This window comes from Clostridium sp. X (genome assembly GCF_055755365.1).
Genome location: NZ_CM146912.1, coordinates 1,291,094 through 1,304,373, shown reverse-complemented (window position 1 = coordinate 1,304,373; position 13,280 = coordinate 1,291,094). Strand labels below are relative to the sequence as shown.

General features: G+C 32.6%; 16 protein-coding genes. 2 read left to right on the top strand and 14 right to left on the bottom strand.

The genetic code is table 11. The features are described from left to right. Positions 1-143 precede the first annotated feature (143 nt). Complete coding sequence (locus tag ACX0KU_RS06630) at positions 144-323, top strand: DUF1540 domain-containing protein (protein ID WP_472992082.1); 180 nt, start codon at positions 144-146, stop codon at positions 321-323. Between the two features lie 35 nt (positions 324-358). Here the strand turns inward: ACX0KU_RS06630 and aroQ are convergent, their stop codons facing one another. From aroQ to ACX0KU_RS06580, 10 genes are all read right to left on the bottom strand, one after another. After that, positions 359-793, bottom strand: coding sequence for a type II 3-dehydroquinate dehydratase (gene aroQ / locus ACX0KU_RS06625; protein WP_472992081.1), 435 nt, complete (start codon positions 791-793; stop codon positions 359-361). Further along, positions 790-1,287 carry a shikimate kinase gene (locus tag ACX0KU_RS06620; protein WP_472992080.1) on the bottom strand — a complete coding sequence of 166 codons (498 nt, stop codon included), beginning with the start codon at positions 1,285-1,287 and terminating at the stop codon, positions 790-792. The genes aroQ and ACX0KU_RS06620 overlap by 4 nt, the downstream gene beginning before the upstream one ends. 15 nt (positions 1,288-1,302) lie before the next feature. After that, positions 1,303-2,115, bottom strand: coding sequence for a shikimate dehydrogenase (gene aroE / locus ACX0KU_RS06615; RefSeq protein WP_472992079.1), 813 nt, complete (start codon positions 2,113-2,115; stop codon positions 1,303-1,305). Between the two features lie 21 nt (positions 2,116-2,136). Continuing rightward, positions 2,137-3,324 carry a prephenate dehydratase gene (gene pheA / locus ACX0KU_RS06610; RefSeq protein ID WP_472992078.1) on the bottom strand — a complete coding sequence of 396 codons (1,188 nt, stop codon included), beginning with the start codon at positions 3,322-3,324 and terminating at the stop codon, positions 2,137-2,139. Positions 3,325-3,343: 19 nt separating this feature from the next. Beyond that, positions 3,344-4,414: a chorismate synthase gene (gene aroC / locus ACX0KU_RS06605; protein WP_472992077.1), complete on the bottom strand. Its 1,071-nt coding sequence runs from the start codon at positions 4,412-4,414 to the stop codon at positions 3,344-3,346. Then, the gene (aroA, locus tag ACX0KU_RS06600; protein WP_472992076.1) at positions 4,392-5,696 is read right to left on the bottom strand and encodes a 3-phosphoshikimate 1-carboxyvinyltransferase; all 1,305 of its coding nucleotides are present in this window, start codon (positions 5,694-5,696) and stop codon (positions 4,392-4,394) included. Before aroA ends, aroC begins: the two co-directional genes overlap by 23 nt. A gap of 26 nt (positions 5,697-5,722) precedes the next feature. Then, positions 5,723-6,784: a 3-dehydroquinate synthase gene (gene aroB, locus ACX0KU_RS06595; RefSeq protein WP_472992075.1), complete on the bottom strand. Its 1,062-nt coding sequence runs from the start codon at positions 6,782-6,784 to the stop codon at positions 5,723-5,725. Next, positions 6,785-7,636, bottom strand: coding sequence for a prephenate dehydrogenase (locus tag ACX0KU_RS06590; protein WP_472992074.1), 852 nt, complete (start codon positions 7,634-7,636; stop codon positions 6,785-6,787). Positions 7,637-7,647: 11 nt separating this feature from the next. After that, entirely contained in the window at positions 7,648-8,661 is a 1,014-nt protein-coding gene (gene aroF, locus ACX0KU_RS06585) for a 3-deoxy-7-phosphoheptulonate synthase (protein ID WP_472992073.1), read from the bottom strand. 103 nt (positions 8,662-8,764) lie between these two features. Continuing rightward, a complete protein-coding gene (locus ACX0KU_RS06580) occupies positions 8,765-8,926 on the bottom strand; it encodes a hypothetical protein (RefSeq protein WP_472992072.1) in 162 nt (53 codons plus the stop codon). 339 nt (positions 8,927-9,265) lie between these two features. Between ACX0KU_RS06580 and ACX0KU_RS06575 the strand changes: the two genes are divergently transcribed. After that, positions 9,266-9,517: a hypothetical protein gene (locus ACX0KU_RS06575; RefSeq protein ID WP_472992071.1), complete on the top strand. Its 252-nt coding sequence runs from the start codon at positions 9,266-9,268 to the stop codon at positions 9,515-9,517. Positions 9,518-9,528: 11 nt separating this feature from the next. Here the strand turns inward: ACX0KU_RS06575 and ACX0KU_RS06570 are convergent, their stop codons facing one another. From ACX0KU_RS06570 to ACX0KU_RS06555, 4 genes are all read right to left on the bottom strand, one after another. Beyond that, positions 9,529-10,422, bottom strand: coding sequence for a glycine betaine ABC transporter substrate-binding protein (locus ACX0KU_RS06570; RefSeq protein WP_472992070.1), 894 nt, complete (start codon positions 10,420-10,422; stop codon positions 9,529-9,531). Between the two features lie 21 nt (positions 10,423-10,443). After that, a complete protein-coding gene (locus tag ACX0KU_RS06565) occupies positions 10,444-11,265 on the bottom strand; it encodes an ABC transporter permease (protein WP_472992069.1) in 822 nt (273 codons plus the stop codon). Further along, positions 11,258-12,451, bottom strand: a complete 1,194-nt coding sequence (locus ACX0KU_RS06560; RefSeq protein ID WP_472992068.1) for a quaternary amine ABC transporter ATP-binding protein — start codon at positions 12,449-12,451, stop codon at positions 11,258-11,260. Before ACX0KU_RS06560 ends, ACX0KU_RS06565 begins: the two co-directional genes overlap by 8 nt. Positions 12,452-12,644: 193 nt before the next feature. Next, the gene (locus ACX0KU_RS06555) at positions 12,645-13,268 is read right to left on the bottom strand and encodes a GntR family transcriptional regulator (RefSeq protein WP_472992067.1); all 624 of its coding nucleotides are present in this window, start codon (positions 13,266-13,268) and stop codon (positions 12,645-12,647) included. Positions 13,269-13,280 lie beyond the last annotated feature (12 nt).

The following is a 13,280-nucleotide window of genomic DNA, read 5'->3' as shown; positions in this document are numbered from 1 at the left end:
CTTATTATACATTGAAAAATTCTCTTTTAAACCGCAATTTAAAAAAACAGTAAAAACCTTTCCTTTGTAACTCAGTATAAAGAAAGCAAAAATGTTTAAACTATGTTAGTAGTTAATTTTAATACTTGAAGGAGGACTTCTTTATGGAAGGAAGAGTTGAAAAGAAAAACCAACCACTTGCTGGCGTAAAATGTATTGTAAACACTTGTCACTATTATGTTCAAGGAGATCATTGTAGTGCTTCTAAAATAGAAATACAACCTCAAAATGCTAATAGCACACAAGAAACTGATTGCGCAACTTTCGTTCCTGAAATGCAATAAAAATTAGGCATACCTTTTATGGGTATGCCTAATTTTTATTTGTTATTGTTTTGGATTAAAGCCATCATGGCCATAACATATCCATATACTCCAAAACCAGCAACTTGTCCAAGACATGCTGGAGCAGTAACAGATTTATGCCTAAATTCTTCTCTTTTATGAATGTTACTTATGTGCACTTCAACAGTTGGAATTTGTACAGCCATTAGAGCATCATATATAGCAATACTATAATGAGTGTATGCTCCTGGATTAATTACAATACCATCATATTTACCATAAGCTCTTTGAATATAGTTTATGATTTCTCCCTCTATATTACTCTGAACTATATCTACTTCTTGAGAAAGCTCTTTGCCCTTTTCACTTAACTCTCGGCACATATCTTCGTAATTAGTACTTCCGTATATACTTTTTTCTCTTATACCAAGCATATTAATATTAGGGCCATTTATAATTAATATTTTCAAAAAATCACCTCCATGATTTTTTTTATACATTCTTCCATATTAATGTTTTCAACTTTATGATCACAATAAGCTTCATATAACGGATATCTTTCTTCATAAAGCTTATAAAGCTTTTCTGAACCTTCTTTTAGCAGTGGTCGACTTTTTATATCTACATCTGAGGCAATATTCTCTATAGGTCTATTTATGAATATTATTATTCCATTTTCCCTTAAAATCTCTATATTCTTAACTCTTTTAACTGCTCCTCCGCCTGTAGATATTATTTTAGGGAAAGTCTTTGAAACTTCCTCAACAGCCTTGGTTTCAATTTGCCTAAAGTGCTCTTCTCCATTTTCAAATATTTCGGATATTTGTTTACCTTGTGTTGTGACTATGTATTCATCTATATCACAAAACTCTAAATTAAGCATATTTGAGAGTTCTTTACCAATAGTTGTTTTTCCACAACCTGGCATACCTATAAGTACTATATTTTTCTTTACTTCTATCATAAAATTACTCCACCCTTAAAATAATTTAGAAATTTCTTCATAGATTTTATCCACAATATCCGCTTTAATTTCTAAACAATTCCATAATTCTTCCGCCTTTACTGCCTGACCTACAAGCATATAAAGTCCATTAACTCCTTGCAGCCCCTGTTCTATTGCATGTTTTAGAAATAAAGTTTCCCTTGGATTATAAATTAAATCTACGGCTACTTTAAACCTTGAAATTTCATCTTTTCCTAAAGGAGAATTGTCTAACTTAGGATACATTCCACTAGGTGTACAGTTAATTACTATGTCTTGATCTATTAGAGATCCTATTTCCTCATAAGCTACTATGTTAAAATCCTTAAACTTATTCCTACCTTCTTCTACATTTCTAGTGACAAAGCTAATATCTCTAGCACCATTATCTATAAGGTATTGCAGAACTGCTTTTGCTGAACCTCCAGTGCCTAGTATAGTTACATTTTTCTTCTCTATATCAATATTAAACTTCCTCATCATCATGCCAAACCCATAATAATCTGTATTGTAACCTATAGTCTTGCCATCCTTAAAACCTATTGTATTAATAGCCCCTATATTTTTTCCCTCTTGTGAAATATCATCTAAGTATTTCATAACGTCTACTTTATAAGGTATAGTCACATTAATTCCCTTTACCTTTAATGCTTTAAATCCTGCTATTGCGTCTCTAAGATTCTCTTTATTAACCTCAAATAATTGATAGTGTCCTTCTATTTCTAAAGCTTGAAATATTAAAGAATGAATCTGTGGTGAAAAACTATGGCTAAGTTTTTCTCCTAAAAGTCCATATAAGCCTTTCATTTTATAAAACCTCGCTTCTCATCAAATTACATTATTAATGTTATGAGCCTTATAATTTCCAAGAAGTTTAAAATCACAACTATTATCACGAATGGCTCTAATAGCTTCCTTTACTACCTTATCTTCTAAATTCCCTTCAAAATCTATATAAAAAAAGTATTCAAATGATTTATTTATAATAGGTCTTGATTCAATTTTAACCATACTTAAATTAGTCTCTGCAAAGATACTTAGAATATTATATAGAGCTCCTGCTTTATGAGGAAGCGATAAAATAGTAGTTATTTTATTGTAATCTTCTTGTAACTCTAGATTTTTACCTATAATTATAAACTTAGTATAATTATTTTCATTATAATTTATATTTGCCTCTAGTATTTGAAGATCATATAATTGAGCTGCTTTTTTGCTAGCAATTGCTGCTTTAGCCTTATTATTTTCATTTTTTACAAGTTCAGCACTAGCTGCTGTATTTCTATAAGGAATACACTTCCACTGAGGATAAGCCTTTAAAAACTCACTACTTTGTTGAATTCCCTGTGCATGAGAGTACACTTCTCTTATATCTTCAATATTTGCTCCCTTCATTCCTAAAAGGTTATGGTTAACTTTTATAACTCTCTCTCCTACTATAAAAAAACCATACTTTCTTAGAAGATCATATACATCCGATATTCCTCCTGTAGAAGAATTCTCAATAGGTAGTATTCCGTAATCAATCTCGTTATTTTTTAATGCTATAAAAACATCTTCAAACTCTTTTACACACTTTCTTGTGACTTCCTCACCAAAATACTCTAGAAGAGCCTCTTCACTAAAAGATCCTGGGACCCCTTGGAAGCCTACAGCTATCTTCCCTCGCTTTGGAACACATGCCCCCTCACTACATACTGTATACTCTAACGGGCTCTGTCTATCCCCTTGATCATAGGTATTATATTCAAAAATCTCTCTTGCCTGAAGTTTTCTACTAATACTCATAATGCTTTTCATAAACTCTTCTTGAGAATTTTTGAAAGCTTTATTTTTTAGCCTATTCACATTCTTCTTTATAACTTCATCTTCTCTAGCTCTATTAAGAATAGGAATATTATTCTCTTTTTTGTATTGTGCCACCTTTAATGAAGCTTCCATTCGTCTTTCAAATAGCTCTGTTAACTGACTATCTATTAAATCAATTTCATTCCTAACATCTTCTAAAGTGTACATCAAACTGCCCCCTTTTTCTTTAAAGCATTTCTAAGATTCCCATGGCAGCCACTGCTTCAACAACTGGTACTGCCCTTTGAACAATACATGGATCATGTCTTCCTTCTACCTTTATTATAGCATCTTCATTCTTTGAAATATCTACAGTTTTCTGCTCTTTTGCTATGGAAGGAGTCGGCTTAAAGGCTACTCTAAATACAACTGGCATACCACTTGTTATTCCACCTAGAATTCCTCCATTATTATTAGAATAAGTTTTTATTTCATCTCCCACTGAATAAAACTCATCATTAGCTTCAGAGCCTTTCATTTTAGCTATATTAAAGCCTTCCCCAAATTCCACACCCTTTACAGCTGGAATTGAAAATAAAAGACTACTTAAAATGCTTTCTACAGAACCGAAAAAAGGTGATCCTATCCCTGGGGGTAAATTTAAGATTGCACATTCTACCACTCCCCCTACAGAGTCTAGTTCTTCTCTAGCCTTTAGTATTTCTTCCTGCATAGTTAGACCCTTTTTATCATCCAAAGTTGGGAACTCTTTATGAGATAATTCTTCTAGAATACTTCTATTTATATTTACTCCACTAAAGAAGTCTTCCTCTACAGTTCTAATGCTCTTTATATGACTTCCAATGATTATTTCTTTTTTACTTAAAACTTGCTTTGCTACAGCCCCAGCAAAAACAATAGGTGCAGTTATTCTACCTGAGAAGTGTCCTCCACCTCTATAGTCATTAAACCCTCCGTATCTTATAAACCCTGTATAATCAGCATGACCTGGTCTCATAAGATCTTTAGTTTTCTCATAATCTTTTGAATGTTGATCACTATTTCTTATAATTGCACATAATGGTGTTCCTGTAGTTTTACCATTAAAATATCCACTTACAATTTCATATTGATCTTTTTCTTGACGTGGGGTAGATAGTTTATTCTTACCTGGTGCCCGTCTTAGCATTTCTCTATTTATTTCTTCTAAATCCAGCTCTACACCTGATGGAAGTCCATCTATTGTAATTCCAATAGCTTTGCCATGAGATTCCCCAAAAATAGAGTATTTTATCTTAGTTCCCCAAACTCCACTCATCAATTACACCCCCTAACATCTGAAAATCCTTCCAAAATTGAGGATATGATTTTTTTACTGCCTTACTATCTGTTATAATTACAGGCTCTTCACATCTAATTGAAGCTACAGCCATAGCCATAGCTATTCTATGATCATTCCAGCTATCTACTATTCCACCTTTTAGCATAGGTTTTCCTGTAATTATTAAACCATCATGAGTCTCTTCAATATCTGCTCCTACTTTTCTAAGTTCAGTAGCCATTGCATTTAGTCTATCGCATTCCTTTATTCTAACTCTTTCGGCATTTATTATCTTTGTAGTTCCCTCACTTAAAGCTCCAAGTACTGATAATATAGGAACTAAATCTGGACATTCAGAAGCATCAATAACAACACCCTTAGTTTTAGATGCTTTAACTTCTATGTAATCTTCACTTATTTCTAAATTTGCCCCCATTGCCGTAACTATATCTAGTATAGCCTTATCGCCTTGAAGAGAATTAATATTTAAATCTTTGCATTTTATATTAGCTCCGATTATCCCTGCTACTATCCAAAAGGCCGCTTGAGAAAAATCTCCCTCTACTCTATAATCTCTATTTGAATATTTTTGATTTCCTTCTATAACAAATTCCTTATAATCTTTATTTTCTACTTTGATCCCGAACTTATCTAAGCAGTCTAGGGTTAAATCTACATATCCCTTAGACTCAAGTTCTGTAGTCATAACAATTTTTGAATCTCCCTTTAAAAATGGTAGTGTAACCATAAGCCCTGTTATGAACTGCGAACTTACATTACCCTTAACATAAAAAGTATCTGGTTTTAATAATCCTTTTACAGTTAACGGAAGTTCTCCATTATTAGTTTTGTAGCTTATTCCTTGTTTTTCAAATATATCATAATATATATTTAATGGTCTTGATACAAGCTTTCCTCTACCCTTAAATGTAACTTCTCCCCCAGTTAATAAGGATAGTGGAATTAAAAATCTAATAGTTGAACCTGATTCTATGCAATCTATAGTATCTTTAACTAGCTTTAACTCGCTACATCCCTTAACACGTAGCTTTCTTCTTTCAAGATTTTCTGTATCTTCACTTATATCTTCAACTATAACCCCTAAGCTTTCCATACCTTTTATAGTAGCTTTAATATCCTCAGAAAATATTATATTTTCTACCTCACTTAGCCCCTCTGAAAGACCAGCACATATAACCGCTCTATGTGCTAAACTCTTAGATGGAGGTATATTTATTTCACCCTTTAGATTTGAAGGTGTAATCTTTACATTCTCCATATTTTCATCTCCTTTGTAAGATTTATTTATATGAAACTCTTCACTTCTTCTTTTCTAATTTTGTGTATAAAGCTCTCCCCAATTTCCTTAATAAGAATTATATTTAAAAATTCTCCCTTACTTTTCTTATCTAAAGCTATTGAATTTAGTATCTCTTCACTATCTTCTAGCTTAATTTCATACTTTAAATTGTACTTATTTAAAATCTTTTTAATTAGTTCTGCTGAACCTTCAAGAGTTATACCCATCTCTTCACTTCTTTTAGTTATTGCATACATTCCTAGTGCAACAGCTTCTCCATGAGTATATTTTTCATAATTAAAATACTTTTCTATAGCATGCCCTATAGTGTGCCCAAAATTCAGAAGCATTCTATCTCCATTATCTTTTTCATCTCTTTCTACTATTTCTTTCTTTATACTACAACATTTATAAATTGTATCTTCCATATTAAACAGAAGCTCTTCTTCATTTTTATAGCTTAATAGCTTATTAAATAATTCTGCATCCTTTATACAACCATATTTTATAACCTCCGCCATACCATCATATAAAAATCTCTTATCTAGAGTTACTAGCATATCTGGATCTATAAACACTGCTTCAGGATGATAAAAGCTTCCAACTAAATTTTTTCCTCTTGGCAAGTCCACTGCAACTTTGCCGCCTATACTGCTATCAATTTGAGCTAGTAGCGAGGTTGGAATTTGAACAAAGGGAATCCCTCTTAAGAGAGTAGAGGCAGCAAAACCTGTTAAATCCCCTATAACTCCTCCTCCAAGTGCAATAATTAAATCTCCTCTTGTAATTCCAAAATCTAAAAGTTCATCATATACTTGGAGTAAAACTTCTATAGACTTACTTTTTTCACCTGGCTTTAGCACAAGCTTTTTAACTACAAAATCATTACTTTCTAATTTTTTTTGTACCTTATCACCATAAAAAGAATCTACATTTTTATCTGTTATGATAGCTATTTTCTTATTTCCATAAATCTTTTTTATTTCTTCTCCTATATTCTCTATAAGCCCTCTAGATATATAAAGAGGATAGCTTTTTTCTGTAAGATTAACCCTAAGCTCCTTCAATTAAGACATCTCCTCTCTCTTTTTACTTGCGCTGTCTAGAACCTGGCATAACTTTTCAATGTCTGTATCTATTATTGCCTTTTTTACTTCCCCAATGTTTTTTTCAAATTCTTCAATCTCATTAATTAAATTTTCTCTATTTCCCATAAAAAGCTCCGACCATAGCTTAGTATTTATTCTTGCAATCCTTGTAAGATCTCTATAGCTATCTCCAGTAAACTTTCCCATATCTAACCCTGAATTATCACTATTAACTAAAGATATTGCTATAACATGTGGAAGTTGACTTGTAAAACCTATAATTCTATCATGCTGCTCCGGGCTTACTTTCTCAACATTTTTGAATCCAATACTTTTTGCAATATTCTCTATTAAATTAATATTGTATTCCTTATTTCTCTCAGTTGGGGTTATTATATAGTTTGACCCCTTAAATATTTCTTTTGAGGCATATTTAACTCCACTAAATTCTCTTCCAGCCATAGGATGACCAAATACAAAATCTATATCATCTCTTAAAATAGCATTAACTTCTTTTGCAAATTCAGTCTTTATTCCAGTTACATCTGTTATTACTGCCTCTGACTTAAAATTATTTATATTGTCTCTTACAAAGTCTTTAACTAGTTTTGGATATACACAAATAATTACTAAATCTGAATCTTTTAATGGAATCTCCCCATCAGTAAAGCCCTTATCTATAATTCCTAGCTCTTCCCCAAATCTTAGAGCTTCTTCATCCTTATCTATAGCATAAATCTTTTTAGGCTTTAACTCCTTTAAAGCTAAAGCATAAGAACCTCCTATAAGCCCCAGTCCAACAATAGTTATATTTAAATCTAGCCCCTTCATTTTTACACCCCTTATATTTCTCTACCTACTGCCTCTGCAATTACTTTTAAACTCTGCATTAGAGTATCAAACTTATTTGGTTTTAAAGATTGTGCCCCATCACTCATAGCCTTTGCTGGATTATTATGAACTTCTATCATAAGACCATCTGCACCTACTGCAATTGCTGCCTTAGCTAATGGTTCTACAAGCCACCATAATCCCCCTGCATGACTTGGATCTATTACTACTGGTAAATGACTTAGCTTCTTTAAAACTGGCACAGCACTTAAATCTAGTGTATTTCTTGTGTATGTTTCAAAGGTTCTTATTCCTCTTTCACATAAAATTACATTTTCATTGCCCTCTGACATTATATATTCTGCTGACATTAAGAATTCTTCAATTGTTGCAGATAATCCTCTTTTAAGTAGTATAGGTTTATTTGTTTTGCCTAATTCCTTTAAAAGATCAAAGTTTTGCATATTTCTAGCTCCAACCTGTATAACATCAACATCTTCAATAAACTTTTCTAAATGTTTTGCAGCCATTATTTCAGTAACGATAGGTAGCCCTGTCTTTTCCTTGGCTATCTTTAAAAGCTCAAGTCCATCATATCCCATACCTTGGAAGCTATATGGAGAAGTTCTAGGCTTAAAAGCTCCCCCTCTTAAAAAGTTTGCTCCTGCCCCTCTTACATCCTCAGCAAGTTTAATTATCTGTTCTTCACTTTCTACAGAACAAGGTCCTGCCATTACAGCAATCTTATCGCCCCCAATAAGCTGACCACCAACAGAAATTGTAGTATTACATGGATGAAATAGTCTATTAGCCTTTTTGTACGGCTCTTGCACCTTAAGTACCTTTTCAACGTCATCATTTGCCTCTATTTGTTGTGGATCTATCTTACTAGTATCCCCTACCAATCCGAGTATACAGTAGTGTTCTCCCTGAGATTCATGTATAGAAAGACCTCTAGATGTAATTTCATCCTTGATGCTCTCTATGCTTTCTTTTGATGCACTTGGTTTCATAATAATAATCATTTAAATAACCCCCTATTTAAAAATTTATATAAAAAAAGAAGACCCGCAATGAGTCTTCCCTAAATATCTTTAAAGAATGTATAATTCAGCATATCTTAGAAATCTAGTTAAGACTTCTCTTAGTAGCTACACCATATAACTCATTAGAAAGTAACTCTTTAATTTTTTTGCAAGAAAAATAGCCAGCGCTAAAATAATAATAGCCCCAGTTGCTAAAGTAAAAACCATATTCTCTTGCTATTCCCTTTCTAATAGAATTATTCATGAGTCCTACCTCCAAAATATTATAAGTATAAGATTATATAACTATCTTTAATTCTGAAAACTGAAATTTTCCAATAAATCTATTGCAAATTTACTTATTGTGTTAAATTATATCACTATTTTCGACCATGTCAATATAAACAAATAAAAATCTTAAATTTCTTTAACACTTTTCCACTTATCGTAATATACTATATTAAGTCCACAAAATCTCCACCCTAGACAAGCTACATGATCCTAAAGATGGAGGTGACTAGTATGATAGGCTCTTTTTTATTCCCACTATTATTTTTAGGAGGATTAGGTCGCGGCGGTTATAATCGCGGATATGGTCAAGGTTATGGCTCTAATTGTTGCCAACCTTGTTGTAAACCTTCTTGCAAACCTTGCTGTGATCCTTGTTGTTGTGATGATCATCATCACAAACATCATAAACACCACAAACATCATAAATGTGAAGAATATTGTTGTCAATGCTATCCAGTACAACAACCTCGCTGTTGTCCTCAAAATAATTGTTCTTCATTATTTGATTGGTTCTGCTGTTAATATAAATACAACACCCCTTGGGTATTTTACCCTAGGGGTGTAATTATTTAAGCATTATTTTTTAGGAATCCAGCTATTCACTAACTCTTCATTTTTGTCCATCCATTCTTTTGCAACTTCTAAAGGCTCTTTATCACTGTTTTGTATATCTCCCATTAGCCCTGCTAATTGTGTTTCATCCATTTTAAAGTTTTTAAAGAATTCAGCAACTTCAGGCATATCTTTTTCAAAACCTTTTCTTGCTATTGTATGAATATTTTCTGCAGCTCCAAAAGTGCCCTTTGGATCTTCTAAGAATTTCAAATCCCAACGTGCAAACTTCCAGTGAGGACTCCATCCTGTTATAACAACAGCCTCTTTCTTATCTATTGCTTTTTTTAGTACCGCTAACATTGTAGCTTCACTACCTTCAAGCAATTCTAAATCTAAATTATACTCTTTTATTGCATTTTGAGTAGCTTTCATTATTCCTGCGCCTGGCTCAATTCCTGTTATATTTCCTTTTAATTCACTCTTAACTTTATTTAACTCTTCTATACTCTTTATATCCATATATGATGGAACTATTAAACCTATTTTAGCATTTTCAAAGTTATATCCTAAGTCATCTAATTTATCTTTATATTTATCCATATAGTCTTTATGAGTAGTTGGTAGCCATCCATCCATAAATACATCCATATCTCCACCCGCTAGAGAGGTGAATACCATACCTGCCTCTCCTTGCTTCATCTCTACTTCGTAACCCATCTTTTCTTCTAAAATTAAATTTGCTAAATTAGTCATTGCAATTCCTTCTGCCCAATTAACATATCCTAAATTAACTTTTCCTTTTACCTCACTCTTTGCTGCGCCTTTTTCTCCACTATTTCCACAACCTACTAATGCTCCCATAGTTAACATCCCTGCAAAAACTAAGGAAATAACTTTCTTCAATCTCTTATTCATTGTTCATCCTCCTTATAAATTTTATTTATTTTTACCCAAAGATTGGGTCATTCTATCTAATACCATTGCTAAAATCACAACAGCAAGTCCACTTTCAAAACCCTTACCTACGTCCATCTGACCAATACCAGATAATACCTCTCTACCAAGTCCACCCGCACCTATCATGGCTGATATAACAACCATAGAAAGAGAAAGCATAATAGTTTGATTAACTCCAGCTAGTATTGTCGGTAATGCAATAGGAAGTTGTACTTTATATAGCATTTGATTCTTTGTTGAACCAAAGGATTTTGCAGCCTCTATTACATCTTCTGGCACCTGTCTAATTCCTAGATTAGTAAGCCTTACTGCAGGAGGCATTGAGAAAATCACTGTAGATATGGCTCCTGGCACTTTTCCCATTCCGAAAAATAAAACAGCTGGTATTAAGTATACAAAGGCTGGCATTGTCTGCATAAAATCAAGTATAGGTCTTAAGATCTTATCTAATTTATCATGTCTTGCGCCTAAAATTCCAAGGGGCACTCCTATCAACAATGAAATAAATGCTGAAACTATAACTAAAGAAAGTGTGGCCATTGTTTGTGGCCATAGCTCTATCGCATCTATAAACATTAACCCTATAAGAGTAAACATAGCTACTTTTCTTCCAGATAGTTTCCATGCAATTGCTGAAAATATTAAAATTAATAGAATAGTAGGGATAAATAAAAATACTTCTTCTATACCATTAATAAGTTTTTCATTCACAAATTTTACCACATCAAAGAAGGGTTCTAGATTATCTGTTAACCAATCTATAATAACTTCTATATATTGACCTATATGAAACTTAGTCATGTTCTATCTCACCTCCAGCTATCCCTGCAATTATAGTAGATCTTTTTATAATTCCAAGTAAAGTATTATCATTATCTACAACTGCAATTGGGTATCTTGTATTTGTAGCTACAGATAATAGTTCTGCAATTGATACATCTGGTGAAGTTATAGGAAATTCCTTTATAAGCGCTTCTTCTATACTTGGAATCCCTCGTTTTGAAAGTTCTATAGCCTCTTCTATATTTATTATTCCTTTTAACTTTCTTTCCTTATCAGTAACATAGATACTTGCTATCCCTTCGTCCTTCATAATTCTTACTGCTACTTTTGGACCATCTTTTTCAAAATTGATAGCTTTAGATTTTTCCATAATAGCTGACGCAGAAATTACTTTTGTTCTATCTACATCTTGTACAAATTTTCTTACGTAGTCACTAGCTGGATTTGTTAATATATCTTCGGAGGTTCCTATTTGTTCTATTACTCCGTTTTTCATTATTGCTATTCTGTCACCTAGCCTTAAAGCTTCATCTAGGTCATGAGTTATGAATATAATAGTCTTATGCATTTTTGACTGCATCTGTAAAAGTTCTTCTTGCATTTCTTTACGTATTAAAGGATCTAATGCACTAAAGGCTTCATCCATAAGTAAAACTTCTGGATCTGTAGCTAGTGCTCTAGCAAGTCCTACTCTTTGCTTCATTCCACCACTTAACTCATCTGGCATACTTTCTTCATAACCTTTTAATCCTACTAATTCTAAAGCGTTTTTAGCTTTTTCTCTTCTCTCACTATGATCTACTCCTTGCAATTCTAAGCCATATTCAACGTTATTTATAATATTTCTATGAGGAAGTAATGCAAAGTTCTGAAACACCATAGCTATTTTTTTTCTTCTAATTTCTCTTAACTTTTCTTCATTAGCTTTTAAAATATCTTCTCCATCTATAAAAATCTCACCACTAGTTGCATCTATAAGACGATTTAGACATCTTATAAGGGTAGATTTACCACTACCTGATAGTCCCATTACTACAAAAAATTCTCCCTCATTCACTTCAAAGCTTGCATTATTAACACCTACAGAGTTTCCTGTTTTCTCATGTATCTCCTCTTTGCTTAGCCCTTTTTCTAAAAGAGAAATAACTTTCTTCGCATTCTTCCCAAATATTTTATATATATTTCTTACTTCTAATTTCGCCATACTAAACCTCCTCAACTATTACCGTCCTTAAAATTATTATATTATACACATACCGACAATTTTATGTTTAGGTAAAGTTGTACTTTATAACAATTCTACTTTATCATACAAGTTGTTACTTGTCAATTTTAAGGAAATTCATTACACAAAAAAAGTACCAGCTTAAATTTCAAGCTGATACTTCTCTATAACCTTACACTTCTTCTAAATATCTTTTTATCCTATAAATTACTCCTTCATCCCCTACTACTAGTATTTTGTCTCCTTTTGTAAACTCTAGGTAAGGTCCTGGAGATATGAGTATTTTTTCTTCTCTTTTAACTCCTACTATAGTCCCACCAGTGTTATGCCAGAATTCACTTTCACCTATAGTTTTTCCGAATATATGTGAATTCTCAGGAATTTCTACTTCAAGTGGTTCTACTAAATCTGTATTTTTAAATCTATAAGAATAATCTATTATCTTTTCATTCAACTCTTGTATTTGTTTTTCTACATTATTTCTTTCCTCAAGTAGCTTCTTCATAACGCCTCTTAGAGACCCAATATTCTCCTTCTCCTTGAAACTCTCCACAAATTGATAGGCTTTTTCTGAAGCTCTTATTATAATTCCACTACCTATATTTACATCTACTACTCCTTTATCTTCAAGAAGCTTCATAGATTTTCTTATTGTTTCTGGAGAAACATTATATTCACCAGCTAAAACAGACCTTCCTCTAAGCTTTTCGCCTTCTCGAAAATGACCCTTATATATTCTGCTTGCCACATCTACTGCTATTTTCACATATCTGGGCATCTCTACTCGTTCACCCATGGTGCAACCCTC

Coding starts and splice junctions, on each gene's coding strand:
- ACX0KU_RS06630 (WP_472992082.1), top strand. CDS start 144: ATGGAAGGAAGAGTTGAAAAGAAAAACCAACCACTTGCTGGCGTAAAA.
- ACX0KU_RS06620 (WP_472992080.1), bottom strand. CDS start 1,287: ATGATAGAAGTAAAGAAAAATATAGTACTTATAGGTATGCCAGGTTGT.
- aroE (WP_472992079.1), bottom strand. CDS start 2,115: ATGAAAGGCTTATATGGACTTTTAGGAGAAAAACTTAGCCATAGTTTT.
- pheA (WP_472992078.1), bottom strand. CDS start 3,324: ATGTACACTTTAGAAGATGTTAGGAATGAAATTGATTTAATAGATAGT.
- aroC (WP_472992077.1), bottom strand. CDS start 4,414: ATGAGTGGAGTTTGGGGAACTAAGATAAAATACTCTATTTTTGGGGAA.
- aroA (WP_472992076.1), bottom strand. CDS start 5,696: ATGGAGAATGTAAAGATTACACCTTCAAATCTAAAGGGTGAAATAAAT.
- ACX0KU_RS06590 (WP_472992074.1), bottom strand. CDS start 7,636: ATGAAGGGGCTAGATTTAAATATAACTATTGTTGGACTGGGGCTTATA.
- aroF (WP_472992073.1), bottom strand. CDS start 8,661: ATGATTATTATTATGAAACCAAGTGCATCAAAAGAAAGCATAGAGAGC.
- ACX0KU_RS06580 (WP_472992072.1), bottom strand. CDS start 8,926: ATGAATAATTCTATTAGAAAGGGAATAGCAAGAGAATATGGTTTTTAC.
- ACX0KU_RS06575 (WP_472992071.1), top strand. CDS start 9,266: ATGGCTCTAATTGTTGCCAACCTTGTTGTAAACCTTCTTGCAAACCTT.
- ACX0KU_RS06570 (WP_472992070.1), bottom strand. CDS start 10,422: ATGAATAAGAGATTGAAGAAAGTTATTTCCTTAGTTTTTGCAGGGATG.
- ACX0KU_RS06565 (WP_472992069.1), bottom strand. CDS start 11,265: ATGACTAAGTTTCATATAGGTCAATATATAGAAGTTATTATAGATTGG.
- ACX0KU_RS06560 (WP_472992068.1), bottom strand. CDS start 12,451: ATGGCGAAATTAGAAGTAAGAAATATATATAAAATATTTGGGAAGAAT.
- ACX0KU_RS06555 (WP_472992067.1), bottom strand. CDS start 13,268: ATGGGTGAACGAGTAGAGATGCCCAGATATGTGAAAATAGCAGTAGAT.